Annotated in this window: 10 protein-coding genes; 8 read left to right on the forward strand and 2 right to left on the reverse strand. The window is 51.4% G+C overall.

All coding sequences use genetic code 11. The features are described 5' to 3' along the window. The first annotated feature begins 7 nt into the window (after window positions 1-7). From ACM615_RS04210 to ACM615_RS04230, 5 genes are all read left to right on the forward strand, one after another. Window positions 8-9,874 carry a hemagglutinin repeat-containing protein gene (locus tag ACM615_RS04210; protein ID WP_431011489.1) on the forward strand — a complete coding sequence of 3,289 codons (9,867 nt, stop codon included), beginning with the start codon at window positions 8-10 and terminating at the stop codon, window positions 9,872-9,874. Next, complete coding sequence (locus tag ACM615_RS04215) at window positions 9,871-10,098, forward strand: hypothetical protein (protein WP_431011490.1); 228 nt, start codon at window positions 9,871-9,873, stop codon at window positions 10,096-10,098. The genes ACM615_RS04210 and ACM615_RS04215 overlap by 4 nt, the downstream gene beginning before the upstream one ends. Window positions 10,099-10,286: 188 nt before the next feature. Continuing rightward, the gene (locus ACM615_RS04220; protein ID WP_431011491.1) at window positions 10,287-10,793 is read left to right on the forward strand and encodes a hypothetical protein; all 507 of its coding nucleotides are present in this window, start codon (window positions 10,287-10,289) and stop codon (window positions 10,791-10,793) included. Then, a complete protein-coding gene (bamE, locus tag ACM615_RS04225; protein WP_426785403.1) occupies window positions 10,790-11,128 on the forward strand; it encodes an outer membrane protein assembly factor BamE domain-containing protein in 339 nt (112 codons plus the stop codon). Before ACM615_RS04220 ends, bamE begins: the two co-directional genes overlap by 4 nt. Before the next feature lie 11 nt (window positions 11,129-11,139). After that, window positions 11,140-11,805, forward strand: coding sequence for a YnfC family lipoprotein (locus tag ACM615_RS04230; protein WP_431011492.1), 666 nt, complete (start codon window positions 11,140-11,142; stop codon window positions 11,803-11,805). A 137-nt stretch (window positions 11,806-11,942) separates the two neighbouring features. Here the strand turns inward: ACM615_RS04230 and ACM615_RS04235 are convergent, their stop codons facing one another. Together ACM615_RS04235 and ACM615_RS04240 are read right to left on the reverse strand one after the other, a co-directional pair. Continuing rightward, the gene (locus tag ACM615_RS04235) at window positions 11,943-12,446 is read right to left on the reverse strand and encodes an SRPBCC domain-containing protein (RefSeq protein ID WP_129639154.1); all 504 of its coding nucleotides are present in this window, start codon (window positions 12,444-12,446) and stop codon (window positions 11,943-11,945) included. 190 nt (window positions 12,447-12,636) lie between these two features. Continuing rightward, window positions 12,637-13,734 (reverse strand): NADH:flavin oxidoreductase/NADH oxidase, encoded by a 1,098-nt coding sequence (locus tag ACM615_RS04240; protein WP_112290884.1) that lies wholly within the window; start codon window positions 13,732-13,734, stop codon window positions 12,637-12,639. Between the two features lie 122 nt (window positions 13,735-13,856). Between ACM615_RS04240 and ACM615_RS04245 the strand changes: the two genes are divergently transcribed. From ACM615_RS04245 to ACM615_RS04255, 3 genes are all read left to right on the forward strand, one after another. Continuing rightward, window positions 13,857-14,759, forward strand: a complete 903-nt coding sequence (locus ACM615_RS04245) for a LysR family transcriptional regulator (RefSeq protein ID WP_207914779.1) — start codon at window positions 13,857-13,859, stop codon at window positions 14,757-14,759. 49 nt (window positions 14,760-14,808) lie between these two features. After that, a complete protein-coding gene (locus ACM615_RS04250; RefSeq protein ID WP_159282609.1) occupies window positions 14,809-15,105 on the forward strand; it encodes a SelT/SelW/SelH family protein in 297 nt (98 codons plus the stop codon). A 276-nt stretch (window positions 15,106-15,381) separates the two neighbouring features. Next, a complete protein-coding gene (locus ACM615_RS04255; RefSeq protein ID WP_431011493.1) occupies window positions 15,382-17,232 on the forward strand; it encodes a 3'-5' exonuclease in 1,851 nt (616 codons plus the stop codon). Window position 17,233: the final 1 nt, after the last annotated feature.

Consider the following 17,233-nt stretch of genomic DNA (forward strand, 5'->3'; position numbering starts at 1 on the left):
ATCGAAAATGGAAAAGAATACGTTACCGCCGGTCGCTGTCTGGCGTCGTCTGATGAGTTACATCCTGATGACCTTTCTCGCCATTCAGCCGGTGATGCCTGCCGTGGCGGCAGGTGTGCAGGTGGCAAACGGCGCGACGCAGGTCGATCAGGCAGGAAACGGCGTGCCGGTGGTTAACATCGCGACACCGAATCAGGCGGGCGTATCCCATAACCAGTATCAGAATTTCAACGTCGGCACCGAAGGCTTAATCCTCAATAACGGCACTGACCGGCTGACCCAAAGCCAGCTCGGCGGCCTGATCCAGAACAACCCTAATCTGAAGGCCGGGCAGGAAGCCAAAGCCATCATTAACGAAGTCACGTCTGCAAACCGTTCACAACTCAACGGATATATGGAAGTGGCGGGGAAAGGCGCCAGCGTAATGGTTGCTAACCCTTACGGCATCACCTGTAACGGCTGCGGATTTATCAATACGCCGAATGCCACCCTGACCACCGGTAAACCGGTACTGGGTGCTGACGGCAAACTGCAATCCCTGGAAGTCACGCAAGGCGCGATCACCGTTGAAGGCAAAGGGCTGGACGCCAGCCAGAGTGGCTATTTCTCTCTGATTTCCCGCGCAACAGAAATCAATGCGCAACTTAATGCGCAGGATCTGACCGTGATCGCAGGAGCCAACCGCGTTGACGCCAGCGGCAAGGTCACGCCGTTAGCGGGCAAAGGCGACACCCCTCGCGTTGCCATCGACACCGGCGCGCTGGGCGGCATGTATGCCAATCGCATTAAACTGGTTTCAAGCGATAAAGGCGTCGGCGTCAATCTCAGCAATATCAATGCGCGTCAGGGCGATATGCAGCTTGACGCCAATGGCAGGCTGACACTCAGCAACAGCGCGACGGCAGGCTCGCTCGCTGCCAATGCGCAGGACATTCAGCTCAGCGGCAAGCATCAGGCGCAGTCCGTCGCGATGAACAGCCAGGGCGAAATGCAGCTGCATAACGCCACCATCACCAGCAACGAGAATCTCACCCTGACCAGCAATGGTCAGTTGCAGGCAAGTGGCAGCCAGATAACCTCTGGTCAAACGGTGAAAATGCAAAGCGCCCGGTTAACGGCGGATAACAGTACGCATATCGATGCACAGCGTGATGTGGAGCTGACCAGCAACGGCGACCTTGCCTTGCAGGGTAACCTGACTGCCGGGCAGGATGTCCGGCTCACGGGTAATAAGCTGAGTAATCAGGGAAATATTACCGCCAGCCGCAACACCGTTGTTCACGCCGCCACGCTGGAAAATAAAGGAAAACTTCAGTCTCAGGGCGATTTCACTCTGGACTTGAGCACCCTGAATAATTCCGGAGACTTGCTGTCAGGCGGGTCACTGGCGATGAGCACACAAACCGCCACCCTCAGCGGCACGGTCAGCGCAGGAAAGGATCTGACGTTTACCGGTTCGTCCCTGAACCTGGACGCTGACGGGCAGTTGCTTGCCGGACATGATCTGGGGCTGACGTTCAGTCAGTTTTCTCTGGCCGGTACCGCCAAAGGAAACAATCTGGTCTCCCTTCAGGGCGATCGTTTTACCGGTTCACAGAACAGTTCACTGACCAGCGACGGCGGGTTGTCGCTTCATCTGTCCGATGCACAAATTGACGGCCAGCTGGCCTCACTCGGCACGCTGACACTCAACGCAGACCGGCTGGTGACCAGCACGCAGGCGCACTTGCAGTCGCAACAGGACATGACCTTAACGCTGAAGGAATCGGCTGATTTGCAGGGAACGCAGGTCGCCGGGGACAATCTGGCGATTCAGGCCGTTACGCTTAATCATAAGGGACAAACGGCGGCACAACATGTCAGCCTGCGCGCGGACAACCTGAGTAACGGCGGCAACGTGTCGGCTGAGACGTTGCGTCTGAGCACGGATTCACTCATCAACAGCGGGATCCTTCAGGGCAACAGCGCCATGCAACTGGATGTCGCCTCGCTGAATAACCTGAGCAGCGGCCAGATTGTCACCGGTGGCGCGCTCGATCTTACTCTGCCACAACTCAATAATGCCGGTTTGCTGCTGGCGGACAGCTTCTCCCTGACCTCAGATTCACTCAATAACACCGGCACAATTCAGGGCTCTTCCCTGCTGGATATCCATGCCGACACGCTCGGCAATGCGGCGTCGGGTCGTCTGCTGAGCGGCGCAGATCTGACGCTCAGCGCGACGCAACTGGGCAACGCCGGCATCATTCAGGGTGAAAACGCCCGTCTCTTCGCCACAGATTTTACCAACAGTGGCAGCGTGCTGGGGCAGCAATCACTTGAGGCCACGGTCAGCCATCAGCTTGATAATACCGGCAAACTGATGAGCCATGGCGCGATGCAAATCAGCGCAGAAACGCTGGAAAACAGCGGTTCCCTGCTCAGTGAAGGCAGCCTCGCGCTGAACGGTAACCGGCTGACCAACAGCGGCACCGTGCAGGCCAGCCAGCTTAATATCCAGCAAACGCAGGTGGATAACCGTGGTGCGCTGACTGGTCTTAATACGCTGGCGATGACGTTGTTGCAGGATCTCAGTAACAGTCAGCAAGGCGCATTGCTCTCTCAGGGCGACCTGTCGGTTTCCGCACAATCCGTCGTCAATGACGGTATCTGGCAGGGGCAGAATATTTTGCTCAGCGGCCAGCAGCTCACCAACAACGGCACGATTCAAAGCGCCGATGCGCTGACACTCACGCTCACGCAGAACTTCATCAGTGGTAAAAACAGCAAACTGACTGCCAGCGGAACGGCGGCACTTCAGGCACTGGCGCTGACCAATCAGGGGCAGTGGATCGCCAAAAACCTGAGCATCTCCGGTAACACGCTGAATAATGAAGGCGAAATATCTGGTGTGGACGGACTGGCTCTCACGCTGCAAAACGCACTGACTCAGCAATCCTCCGGCAAACTGCAAAGTAACGGCAGCACAGAGATCACCGCCAGCCACCTTGATAACGCAGGACAACTGCAAACCCGCGCGCTGACACTGAATACTGCCCGTCTTGATAACAGCGGCACCCTGCAGGCGCGGGAATCAATGGATCTGACCCTGACCGGCGATGCACAAAACCATGCCGGTGGTGTGATCCTCAGCGACGGCACGCTGAATCTTAACGCAACGACGTTTAACAACGACGGCATCGCGCAGGGCACGACGCGCGCCACCTTTGAGCTCTCGCAGGGCATCAGTAATCAGGGACGTTTGCTGTCCGGCGGCCAGTTAAGCCTTGATGCCCCTGATTTCCTCAACACCGGCTGGCTGCAAAGTGACAGCCTTAACCTGAATATCACAAATACGCTGACCAACCGCGGCACGCTGATTGCCCAAAATCAGGCCACGCTCGGCGGGAATGCGCTGGAAAACAGCGGAACGGTTCAGGCAGGTGCGCTGACGCTTGATCAGGCCAGCGTGAATAACACCGGTACGTTGTTTGCCGCGCAAATGCTCAACCTGACGACACAGACGCTCGCCAACGCCAGCAATGCGAAAATTTTCAGTGCAGGCGATATCACACTGAACAGCCGCACGCTGGCGCAAAACGGCCAGATTGTGGCGCTGGGGAATGTCACGCTGACGTTGCTGGAAGCATTAACCCAAAACGGCACAGTGGCGGCGGGAAAGGCATTAAACGTCGGCACGTCAGGTGATTTCATCCAAAACGGCACGATGCAGGGGCAAAGCCTCTTACTGACCAGCGGGGGCAACTTCAGCAATCAGGGAACCCTGACGGGCGGTGACGGCACCTTCAGCATCCGTGCAGGAAACATCCGGCAGAATGCCAGCGGCAGCCTGCAATCTGGCGGTGATGTCAGCCTTGAAAGCCGCGCAGATATCGCCAACAGCGGGTTTATCGGCACTGCCGGGAACCTGCTTCTGAGCGCCACCGGCACACTGACCAACAGCGCCCTGCTCTATTCCGCGCTCGACATGACACTTTTGGCTGACCGGATCAGTAATATTCAGGGCGACATTCTGGCAGGAAACAACCTGTGGATGATGAAAGATGCCGCAGGGAATGCCAGCAGTGAAACGGTCAACAGCTCCGGGACCATCGAAACAACCCATGGCGATATCTCGATTTACACCGGCCATCTGCTCAATGAACGCAACGGGCTGAGTTTCTCCCATGAAACTCATCAGTATGTCCCGGCGGGTCAGGCCTATATTGACGTTTCACTGAAAGACATTGATCCCGCTTTACTGACCTACGATAAAGAAACCCTTTGCGGTGGCGGCGTCAACGACCACTGTACGACCCGCTATTTTGTACTGATCAGCCCGCAACTTGAGGATCAAAAAGTCCTCATCAGCGATGAAACATGGACGGCAACGGCGGGAGGTAATGCGGCCAGGATTGCAGCAGGCCGTGATCTCACCGTGCAGGCCAGTACGCTGGACAATAATGCCAGCAGCCTGCTATCGGGCGGTAACATGACGCTGTCGGGCGACCGGCTGAACAACAATTCTGTCGACACCGGCACCGTCTCGGCCTACCAGATTTATCATTACAACTGTGCAAAAGCCGCCGGTTGCCGTGAATCTGTGAGCGCGACGGAATATGCCACTCAGAAGGCATCATCAACTACCGTTCGTTTTGACCTGACCGGCGCACCGGTTTATGAAACCAGCAGCGATGCCGCCGCTTACCGCGCGGTGATCCAGGCCGGTGGCAACCTGACCGCTACCTTTGCCAGCGATATCAGCAACACTTCATCCTCTGCCCATGCCGGCAGCATCAGCCATGAACTTTCTGCCCCTGCGCTGAATTCCCTCAGCGCACCGGCTGAATTCACCGGTGCATCGTCGCAGGATCTGGCCAGCGCCTCACAGGAAGAGATCACCGCCCCGCAATGGCGTGACAGTATTGCCGATGCCTTGCAAACCCTGAACGGCGGCACGACGCTCAACAGCAGCGATTACCCGCTGCCCACCAGCAACAGCGGCTATTTCGTGGTGAGCACCGACCCGCAAAGTCCGTATCTCATTATCACCAATCCGAAACTGGACGGACTCGGACAACTGGATAACAGCCTGTTCAACGAAATCTATGCGATGCAGGGAATGAAAGCGCCGGTCGCGCCACGTGAAACCGGCCGCCAGTACACGGAAGAATCCTCGTTTATCGGCTCAGCCTATTTCCTCGACCGCCTGAATCTGCACCCTGATTACGATTATCGCTTCCTCGGGGATGCGGCATTCGATACCCGCTACGTCAGCAACGCGCTGATTAACACCACCGGCAGCCGCTACATCAACGGATTTGGCTCCGATCTGGCGCAGATGCAATATCTGATGGATAACGCTGCCCTCGCGCAACAGTCACTCGGTTTATCCTTTGGCGTGGCGCTGACCGCGGCACAAGTGGCCTCACTGGATAAAAGTATTTTGTGGTGGGAAAACAGCGTAGTGAACGGCCAGAATGTGCTGATCCCCAAACTGTACCTTTCCCCGAAAGATGTCGCCCCGGCTACCGGCAGCGTGATCGCCGGTAACAATATTCAGCTGGCGGGCGGCACGGTCACCAACAGCGGTTCGACGATGCAGGCCAGCTCCGGTCTTTACGTTTCGGGCCAGAGCACCATTGATAACCTCGATGCCGGGCTGATGAAAGCGGGTGGCGATCTCAGCCTGTTCGCGCTTGGCGACATCAGTAACATCGGCTCGACCATCAGCGGCCAGAGCGTTTCGCTGGTCAGCTTCGACGGCAACCTGATCAACAAGACACTGACCAGCCAGTGGAACGCTGCGGGTAAATCCGGCGTCGATACCCTCGCCCTCTCAGACACCCAGACCGGCGATATGGCCTCAATCACGGCGGGCGATTCCCTGTCGATGTACGCCGGTAAAAGTATCGATATCACCGGTGCACACCTCAGCGCAGGCAGCGATCTTGCCATGCAGGCGCTCGGCGATATCAATATCAGCGCCAACCAGACCCGTGAGCTTGACCAGCGCAGTTCTCGCGGCCAGAACACCCTGACGGAGAGTACCGACACGCAGGCCAGCAGCATTTCCGCTGGTGGCAGCCTCGCCATGCAGGCCGGTCATGACCTGAACATCAGCGCCAGTCAGATTGCCGCAAAAGGCGATGCCACGCTCAAAGCCGGCAACGACATTAACCTGCAAACGCAGGAACAGAGCGCCCGCAGCAAAACCAGCAACAGCGAACAACGCCTCAGCCTGGTGGATAACACCACGCTTAACGCAGGTGGAGATTTAACGCTGGTGGTCGGTCGTGACCTTAATTCGCAGGCAGCCAGCATGAGTGCGGGCAATAACGCCACATTAGCGGCCGGACGTGACGTTAATCTGAACGCCGAAGCCATCAGCAGCTACAGCGAATCTCACGGCAAGAAAAAACAGCAGATCGATGAGCAAATCCGTCAGCAAGGCACCGGACTGACCAGCGGCGGCGACACCCGCATTCAGGCCGGTCAGGACGTGACCTTCAATGGCGCACAAGTCGATGCTACGGGCGATCTGGCTGTTACCGCCGGACGCGACATCACCCTTAACAGCGTCACGGAAAGCGATTATTCCTTCTTCGAGCAGACGAAAACCTCGGGCGGTATTTTCTCAAAAACCACCACACACACAGTGCGCGAAGATTACGCGACTCACGAGAAAGGTACTCAGCTCGGCGGCGACAATGTTTCGATGATGGCCGGTCACGACCTCAACGTTAATGGATCCAGCGTCATCGGCGACAGCAATGTCAGCCTGCTGGCAGGCAACGACATCAACGTTCTGGCGTCCACCGAAGAACAATCCGCCTACCGTCTGGATGAGAAGAAAAAAAGCGGCCTGTTCAGCGGCGGCGGACTGGGCTTCACCCTCGGTACCACCGAAACCCGCCACCGCGTCAACGAAGACGGCACCACACAAAGCCAGAGCGCAAGCTCGATTGGCAGCCTCGGCGGCGACATCAGCCTGATGGCGGGCAACAACGTCCACGTCAGCGGCTCGGACGTGATCTCCACTCAGGACATGCTGATCAGCGGCAAAAGCGTGCAGATTGACCCCGGTCAGGACGCCCTGCACCGCAAAGAGACTTTCGAGCAAAAAACCACCGGCCTGAACATCGCCCTGTCGGGTACCGCCGGTGCAGCAGCTAACAGCGGCTATACCGCCGCACAAAGTGCCAGTGATGACAGCAGCGGCCGGATGGCAGCACTTGATGGCATCAAAGCCGGACTGAACGGCTATCAGGCGTATCAGGGTACCCAGCTCGACGGCAACAACAGCGGGGAAAATAGCTTTATCGGCATCTCGGCCTCCATCAGCCATCAGGAAAGCCGATCCGAGCAAATAACCGATCAACGCGCCGCCACTGGTTCGTCGGTGATGGCTGGCGGCAGCGCCACGATCGAAGCACGCGAGGGCGACCTCAACGTTATCGGCAGCAAAATCAAAGCTGACGGTGATCTGAGCTTGTCCGCGGCCGACGACATCAATCTGCTGGCGGCCGATAACACCCAAAAAACCACCGGCAAAAACAGCAGCGCCGGCGGCGATATCGGCATCAGTTTCGGCATCAGCGGTGAAAAAGCCGGGCTGAGCATTTTCGCCGACGTCAACGCTGCCGCAGGCAAAAACCACGGCGACGGCACCACCTGGACCAATTCCGAAATCGGCGCAGGCAACAACCTGAACATCAATGCCGGTAACGATCTGAACATCAGGGGCGCACAGGTTTCCGGTGAGCAGATCACCGCTGAGATTGGCCGCAACCTGACGGTCGAAAGCCTGCAGGACACCGAACATTTCGATTCGAAACAGCAGAGCGCCGCAGCGGGCGGCAGCTTCACCTGGGGCGGCGGTGGCGGCAGCGGGTACATCAGCCTGACGCAGGACAAAATGAACGCCGACTATGCCAGCGTCACCGACCAGAGCGGCATATTCGCGGGCAGCGGCGGCTTCGACATCACCGTCGGCAACCACACCCAGCTTAACGGCGGCGTGATTGCCTCCGGTGCCACGTCGGACAAAAACCGCCTCGATACCGGCACGCTGGGCTGGAACGACATCCGCAACAAAGCCGATTACAGCGTCGAGAGCAGCAGCGCCAGCATGAGCTCCAGCGGCAACACCGCCTCACAGTTCATGGGCAATATGGCTAACGGCATGCTCGCCGGGCTGAACAACGACGGCAGCGCCGCCAGCACCACCGGTTCCGCTGTCGCGGACGGCACGATCGTCATCCGCGATAAAGAGAAACAGACGCAGGATGTTGCTGAGTTAAGCCGCGACACCGACAACGCCCACAGCACGCTGGCGCCGATCTTCGATGCTGCTAAAGAACAGCAGCGCATCGATGAGAACCGCGCCATCGCGCAGATTGGCTCGCAGGTCGCGGACATCGTGCGCACCGAAGGGAAAATCGCGGCACAGGAAGCGGCGAAAAATCCCGACAATCTCGCCGCGGCGAAAGCCGCGCTGGAAGCCGAAGGGAAATCGCCAACCAGTGAAGACATCGCCAGACGCGCCTACGACACGGCGCTAAACGACTACGGCACCGGCAGCGATAAACAGAAAGCCGTACAGGCGATCACCGCCGCCATACAAGGTCTGACGGGCGGCGACTGGGGCTCCGCCGTGGCGGGCGCAGCCGCGCCTTACATGGCTGAATACATCAAAACCCATACCGCCGAAGGCGCTGAACGCATCATCAGCCACGCGCTGGCCGGTGCCGTCGTCGCCGACATGCAAGGCGGCAATGCGGCAGCAGGCGCGGCCGGTGCCGGGCTTTCAGCCGCAGGCGCGAAGTACATCGCCGAAGCGCTCTATCCCGGCAAAGACATCAAAAATCTGAGCGAAGAAGAGAAACAAGGCGTAGTTGCGCTGGCAACGTTAGCCTCGGGGATCGCCGGTGGCGTAGTCGGAGGAGATGTAAGCTCGGGGATTGATGGGGCTAAGGGCGGGAAGAATGAGGTTGAGAATAACTCACTGAGTGGAGACAAAGCGCGGGCAGCGGTGAAAAAAAGCGCTGAGGAAATGAAAGCTCACGTGCGTGAAAAGATGGGGGACAATCTTGCTTCTCAGCTAACCAACGGCGTGCTGAACGCAGTGAGTGAAGCGGGTGATGTCGCGATGGCCGGTGGTGATACGATACTGGATGCGGCTATGGCACTTGCAAGCTGTGCAACAGGCGACAGTTATTGCAGCACAGCCATCAGTGACCTGAGCAAGAAAGATCAGGCCGCTGGAAACGTTCTTAATTCACTGGTTAGTGGTGATGCATGGAATGCGATCCAGACAACAGCAGTGAAAGCCTCTCAGGGCGATCAGGTTGCCCTGGAGAATCTGGCAGGAATATTGACGGGAATAGTTGTGCCGTCAAGTAAAGTGACGTTTAGTGGAAAAGGTAGTTCTGTAACAGAACAAACCGCGAAATCTACTAACTCATTAGCAGACTACGTAAAAGAGAATATAGCTCTTAGCAAAAAATCACGTGAGTCATCTAATTTTAGCCAGTTTATTAAGGCTGAAGGGGCTATTCAGGAATCGCTGGGGATTTGGCCACCTAATCGAGGTGCTTATGGACCCGTTGAGCAAGTAACTTTACCGACAGGAACGGTTGTTGATCGCTATGGTTATCCTGGAGGTAGTTTTGTATCACCTGTTGGTGTCCCGTTCGAGAATCGAGCGTTACCTTCATCTTATGAAACAACCAAACCATATTTCCAATACGAAATTATTAAGCCAGTACCAGATGTTCCTAAATCAAACATTTTGCCGTGGTTTGGACAAAAAGGTACAGGAACTCAGTATGAATTGCCTCAATCGGTACAATGGTATTTGGATAATGACTATATGAAAAAGGTAGAAAAATGAAAGCGGAAGAACTTATAACTCAATTAGATATCTTAGGTGTAAATAAGAATAGTTATTCTTTAGGAGCATTGCGAAACAGCGATTGTATCTGCGTTGTCAGAGAATCGGATTTTTGGGTTGTTTATTACGTTGAAAGAGACATACCTTGTATGCTCGCTTCCTTTGTTAAAGAAGATGATGCGTACGACTTTATTTTAATGCAATTTAGAAAATGGTTATGCTGATTTTAATCCCGGTCAAGTCGCCGGGATCTTTTATCCTTCATTCCTACTCAGCCCATCGTCAAGTACTCCGCCAGCCTTCAAAAAAGGGTAAGTCTTAGTCAGGAAAAAAATCGTTACTGGTCAAAAAAATTACAAACCAAAAAAGAAAATACACTAAAAAATCATCATTTATAAGGGAGTTTTCTCGTATGTATTATAAAAAAGTTCTAATGATCCTTATTACTCTTGTTTCCGGTTGCGCTCTCTTCCCCCAAAGAGTACATACTTTATACACCCCGCCATCTGATACGAAAAATGCAGCAAAAGTAAGATTTGTAGGTAACCCCTATTATTTTTCACTCAGCCAAAACACCTCTGAAAAATCAAGGGGAGATGAACTCATACTGGATCACTGGCCTAACTTTATGACTTCATTTATAAAAGATGCTGGTTTCGTAAAACCCCCTAAATATAATAATATCTACGCGGATGGATATTTTGAAACTTATCTTATACCGGAAAAAGAAACTCAAATATTTTATGGCTTAAATTGCCATATAAAAATGAAATTCATTCCAAAATCAAAGGCACTCTATCAGTTCCGAGCTAACACAACAGACAAATCAGGTTATTGCGTAATGTACGCCACAGAAATTGTTTATGATAAAGAAAACAATGCCTATATTGAAAAAAATATAAAAGGACTTGAAAAATGAAATTAATTATAGTAGCGACATTATCATTACTCATTACGGGGTGTCTAAGTAATATAGACAAAACGCGAGAAACTGTTTTAAGGGACTATTCTGAAAAGAATATTAATGAATCATTTGTGGTAGGCAAAACAACAAAGAAAGAAGTCATAGGTTTACTTGGAGCCCCTACATCTCCGGAGGTTTATAACTTCAAAGATACATGGATTTATTACTCTCAGAAAACAGAGCGCCACATTTTTCTTATAGTACCAATAAACCGGGATGTTAATAAAACACTCATCCTGACATTTGATAAGAACAAAGTGTTAACTAATGTTAAATTTATCGATAAATAAAACTGATCAACATGAAATTAAAAAACTATTTTCTTTTATTACTATTGGGTTCATTCACTATTCATGCTGACTCACTCCCAGCATATAACCCAATCGTCTTAAATCTCGCTACCATGTACGATTTCGATGCTGTGAGAGGGAATGTAAAGTCTATTCATAGCGTTATCAAAAAAAATAATGGTGAGGTTACATACGAAAGTGAATTAGCACTTGATAAATCTGGATGCATTGATAGTTTTTACGTAAAAAACCTTACAATTGGTTATAGTATGACAATGAGAAAAGCAACCGAGGGTTTATTGGGGACTGAAGTGTCAGATATGGGTAATACATCTGATATAGTTTTAAAACTAAACAGTACTTGTCAAATAATTTCCAAAACAGATAAGTTTGGAGCATTGTCATATACATATGACAAAAATGGACTTTTAGATAAAGAAATTAACAGTAAAACAGGTGATGTTATATCAAGCCATAAATCCAACTCAACTGGTTTACCTATTAAGGTTGAAGCATATCTCTCTGGGGAGATTTACTTTAAAAATACCTTAGAGTATCAAAATGAGAAAACAAAACCCTTCGACTACCAATTAAGGAACGCATTAAAAGATAAAATATTTAGGGTTGTAAAAACCTATGTCAGTACGACAAAGACCTTAACCCAACTGAATGCATAATAACATCTGTGGAAGACAAAAATTCTAATAAGATAACTTTAATATAAAAAGCTGTAATTGAATCCATTTTTTATTAAAATCAAACAAAAGGCGGGGTTATTCCCGCCATTTTATTTTATAAACACGCATATATTAACTTATCCCCGCGCCGCTTTAATCATCCCGTCCAGCCATTCCTGATGACCGTTGATCATCGGGTTAGGTCGCGTTATTGCCAGTTCGCGTGCGGGTTTTCCATTTTGGGTTTCCTGCGTCAGGATACGTACGCGGCCGCCGGACAGCTCTTCGATAAGCCACGCGTGATGCACGTCGAGACGGGTGTCGGCATCGCCTTCTGCCCAGCCGTGCCACGCCATTCGCGCTGGCTGGCCTTTGACCGGCGGGACGTATTCATTAACCTGCGCTTCCACCGGAAAACCGAAGGTGCTGAAACGAAAACGTGCGCCGTCGCTCAGGCCCGGTCCGCTGCCGTCGTGGAAGTCAATATCAGATGCATTACTGTAGTAAACCGGCCAGGCGGCCGTGTTATCGAGTTGTGCCCAGAGTTCTTCCACGGTCACACCGGTGATGATCATTTCGTTAGATGCGAAGTTGTCGGTTTCGCCGGGAATATAGCCCTGTGGCCAGTTAATCGCATTCATGTGTGTTTCCTTTTTATCTGTGGAACAGCCCGCTGGCTGGTGTTCACAAAGAATACGCATCGCTGAGATATTACGGAAATTACCGCTCGTGATGATAAATATTCATTATTTTTATATCTGAGCGCCGGACAAAAAAACAGGCAGAAGAAAGCTTCTGCCTGTCAGTTAATGCGCTGATGTAAAACGAATATCAGCTGATGCTGTAACGCTCAAGCCAGTGCGCGTAAGGCGCAGGCAGAACCCATGAAGGGTTGTCCTCGCCCAGTTCTTTCGCCAGCGCATACGGATAATGCGGGTTGGCGAGCATAGCGCGGCCAATCATCACCAGATCCATATCTTGTTCGCTGATACAACGCTCGGCGATTTCAGCGGAAGCGACGCCCCATGAACTTGCCACCGGTAAACCGGCTTCGGCACGTACGCGGCGCGACACCGGTGCCAGGAAACCAGCACCCCATGGGATCTGTGCTTCCCAGGTCGAGAAACCGACGCTGACGTTAAGCATATCCAGCCCTTTCTCACGCAGAATACGGGTCAGTTCGATAGATTCCGCCAGGGTTTCTTCATCACGGCCATCGTATTCGATCACGCCAAAACGCGCGGTGATCGGCAGGTTTTTCGGCCAGACGGCATTCACGGCATCGAAAGTTTCAATCAGGAAACGGCTGCGACCAGCGAAATCACCGCCGTATTCGTCGGTGCGGGTGTTGGAATGCACGGAGAAGAAGCTTTGCGCCAGATAGCCGTGGGCGAAATGCAGTTCCAGCCATTCAAAACCGGCATCGCGTGCGCGTTTTGCGGCAGCGACAAAATCGGCCATCACGCGCTGGATATCGGCTTTGGTCATTTCTTTCGGCACTTTTGGCAGATGTTTGCCGAATGCTACCGCGGATGGCGCAATGGTCGCCCAGCCACGCGGATCGCCTTCAGCAATATGGTCGTCCCCTTCCCATGGCAGATTGGCGCTGGCTTTGCGGCCTGCGTGACCAATCTGGATCCCCGGTACTGCGCCTGCGGCTTTGATGGATTTGGCGATCTTCGCCAGTTCAGCAGCCTGTTCATCGTTCCAGATCCCCAGACATCCCGGTGTGATACGGCCTTCCGGTGAAACCGCCGTCGCTTCGACAATCACCAGGCTCGCGCCGCCGCGTGCCAGCGTGGCGTAATGCACCTGATGCCAGTCATTCGGCACGCCATCAGTGGCGGAATACTGGCACATAGGCGGAACCGCAATGCGGTTTTTTAAGGTGACGTCTTTCAACGTAAACGGCGTAAATAGTGCAGACATAATATTTCCTCGGTGGATTGGCACATTCAGCACTCAGAGTGCTGCCAAAGAGCTATAAGCAGAAGTGTAGAAATATTATAGTGCGTATCAAATTTCGTTATAACTCAATCGGTGCCCTGCCCATGCGCAATCTGAAAAGTCTCGACCTCAACCTGCTAAAGACTTTCGATGCATTGCTCGACGAACGCAACGTGACCCGCGCCGCAGAGCGTCTTTCCCTGACTCAACCCGCCGTGAGCAGCATGCTGACGCGCCTGCGGGAAAGTTTTGACGACCCGTTATTTGTGCGGGCGCGCTACGGCATCGTACCGACCGAACGCGCGCTGGCGCTGGCTAAACCGGTGAAACGGGTGATGGCGGAAATCGAGGCGCTGTTGCAACCGGAAGTCTTTGTGCCCGCTGACTGCGAGATGACGTTTACCCTCGCCGCCACCGATTACGCGCTAAGTGTGATTATCGTGCCGTTCTTTTCCCTGCTACAGAAGCTGGCGCCCGGCATTCATCTGTCAGTCCAGCGGGTTGAGGATTCGACCATCCAGGGGCGGCTGGAGCGCGGTGAAATCGACCTCGCGCTGCTGACGCCGGAGACAACCCCGCCTGATCTGCATATCCGCCATTTATACGATGAGCGCTATGTTTGTACGCTGCGCAAAGGCCATCCGGCGCTGGAACAAGGGACGATTTCGCTCGAGACTTTTTGTCAGTACGATCATGCGCTGGTGTCGCTGAGCGGAGAGAATTTTACCGGCGTGACGGATACCGCGCTTCAGGCGCTGGGTAAAAAGCGCAATGTGGTGCTGTCGGTAAACAGTTTTCTGGTGCTGCCGCCGGTCTTACAGACCACAGATTTGATCGCCGTGGTACCGGAACGGCTGGTGCGCGACGTCACAGGGCTGGAAGTCATGCCGCCACCGCTGGACATTCCCGGCTTTACTAAAGTCGCCGCGTGGCACGAACGCTCGCATCTTTCTGCGGCGCATCAGTGGCTTAGACAACAACTGGCGCAGGTCTGTAGCGGACACTAATATCTGCTTTCTAAAACATCGATAAAATCTTCCAAAAAGGGTCAGCACCATGGAAAAACTGCCTGCTATTACCATCACTTATTGTTCTCAATGCAACTGGATGCTTCGCGCCGCATGGATGGCGCAGGAACTGCTGAATTCGTTCAGTACCGATCTGGCTTCCGTGACGCTGGTTCCCGGCACCGGTGGCATTTACGAAATCAAAGTCGATGATGAAATTATCTGGGAACGCAAACGCGACGGCGGTTTTCCGGATGCCGCGCCGCTCAAACAGCGCGTGCGCGATATCTGTTTCCCGGACAGACCGCTGGGGCATGTGGATAAGAAGAAGACTGGCGAAGAGTAAGTACTGAGGCTGCCCTTCATAAAAATGAAGGGCAATAATTTTTTTGCTGATTATGATTAATCAGAGTCAGATGTAAATTAAGTTTTATAAATATGTAATAGCATGCAAAGACCCTGGTAGTATTTCCTGAAACGGGTCTCATCATAAATTATATGATTCCTCGCATTATTACCTGCATAATTTATCTGAACTGCATCTATAAAATGATGAATAGCCTTTTAAAAAAAGTGGTTATCATGGTAATTTTCATTACACTTTAAAAACTTTAGGCTCATCATGGCTGAAATAATTCCAACTATTAATAGTTTCCCAGGTAAATCAACTTTCGGGGAGAAACGGCTTGCGAGAAAAATTGAAGCAACTCTAAATGATAACTGCTTATGCTGGTACGACATTCCTGTTGGAAAATCGCGACGTTATCCTGATTTCATCATTCTCAATCCAGAGCGCGGATTATTGTTTCTGGAAGTGAAGGATTGGTCAATTCAAAATATCCTGCAAATCGACAAATGTAGCGTTAAGTTTCAAGGTAATGATGGCGTCAAAATAAAATCTAATCCTTTTGAACAGGTCCGTCAGTCCGGTTACTCTGCAATTAATCAGTTAGAACGTGACATAAAATTACAGCAGGATAATGAACGATATAAAGGGAAATTATGTGTTCCCTATAGCTGGGGGGTTGTTTTCAGCAATATCACCCGAAGACAGCTAAACTCGGCCATCCCCCTTGAAATACAAGAAGAGATACTCCCTCCTCATCAGGTTATTTGTAGTGATGAAATGACTGAATCTGTCAGTAAACAAGATTTTTCTGACAGAGTGTGGAAGATGTTTCGTTATGATTTTAAAAAGCCATTAGAACCTTCACAAATTGATCGTATACGCTGGCATTTATTCCCTGAAATCAGGATCAACCATACTCAACTTGATTTGTTTGGAGAAGAAACGACAAAGGAGCAAAGTTCATCATATTCAGAACCTCCTGAAATAATTAAAATTATGGATATCCAACAGGAGCTTCTTGCTCGAAGTTTGGGTGAGGGGCATAGAGTTATTCATGGCGTTGCGGGTTCAGGTAAGACCTTAATTCTTTTATACAGATGCCTTCATCTTGCTGCAGCTATTTCTACGCCAATTCTGGTGATTTGTTTTAATGTCACACTTGCTGCCAAACTTAGAAACCTGATTGCCGAGCGCGGCTTGGCAAACAGAATAGAAATATTTCACTTTCATGGCTGGTGCAAAAATCAGCTCGATAAATTTAATATTAAAACTCAAAATACAGATAAAACCTGGGAACTGCAGGTGGATGCAGTAATACTGGGCGTCGAAAATGGCCAGATTCCAGTGGGTCAATATGGCGCAATATTGATTGATGAAGGGCATGATTTCGATTCAGCATGGTTATCTCTTATAACTAAGATGGTCGATGAAAAAACAAATGCACTTCTTTTCATGTATGACGATGCACAATCAATATATAAAAAACGAGCCGCGCTGGGTTTCTCTCTCGCCAGCGTTGGTATACAAGCTCTGGGCAGAACTTCAATTCTGAAACTGAATTATAGAAACACCAAAGAGATCTTGAATTTCTCCTATGCGTTTTCAAAACAATACTTTGACTCTCATGACGACGAGCATATGGCCTTTATGCAACCGGAAGCAGTTGGTGTAATAGGACATCGACCTGTCATAAAATCATTTACTTCACTGTCCGAGGAAATCTCTCACCTTATTACATGGATTAACAATGAACGTTCACGAGGAGTACAGTGGAATGACATCGCGATTATCTGCACCTCAATAAAAATCATTGATCGTTTGAAAAGTGAATTTTCTAACAAAGATATCCCTTGTAATTTTTTATCCTCTTCCTATGAAAAAAAGAAATACAATCCCTCCGAGGATAAAATATGTGTTATTCCATTACCCAGCAGTAAGGGTCTGGAATTTAATTCAGTTGCAGTAATAGACAGCAGCCATCTTATTGAGGTTGGTGAAGATCTTACAAATTCTGTTCGCCGGTTATATGTTGGCTTTACACGGGCGACTCAGAGTTTACTGGTTAGCTGGCACAAGAAAAATTCACTGAGCGCGATTTTAGAGAGAACATCTTCGATTAAATAAG

This window comes from Rahnella sp. PAMC25617 (genome assembly GCF_050606005.1).
Taxonomy (GTDB): domain Bacteria; phylum Pseudomonadota; class Gammaproteobacteria; order Enterobacterales; family Enterobacteriaceae; genus Rahnella; species Rahnella variigena.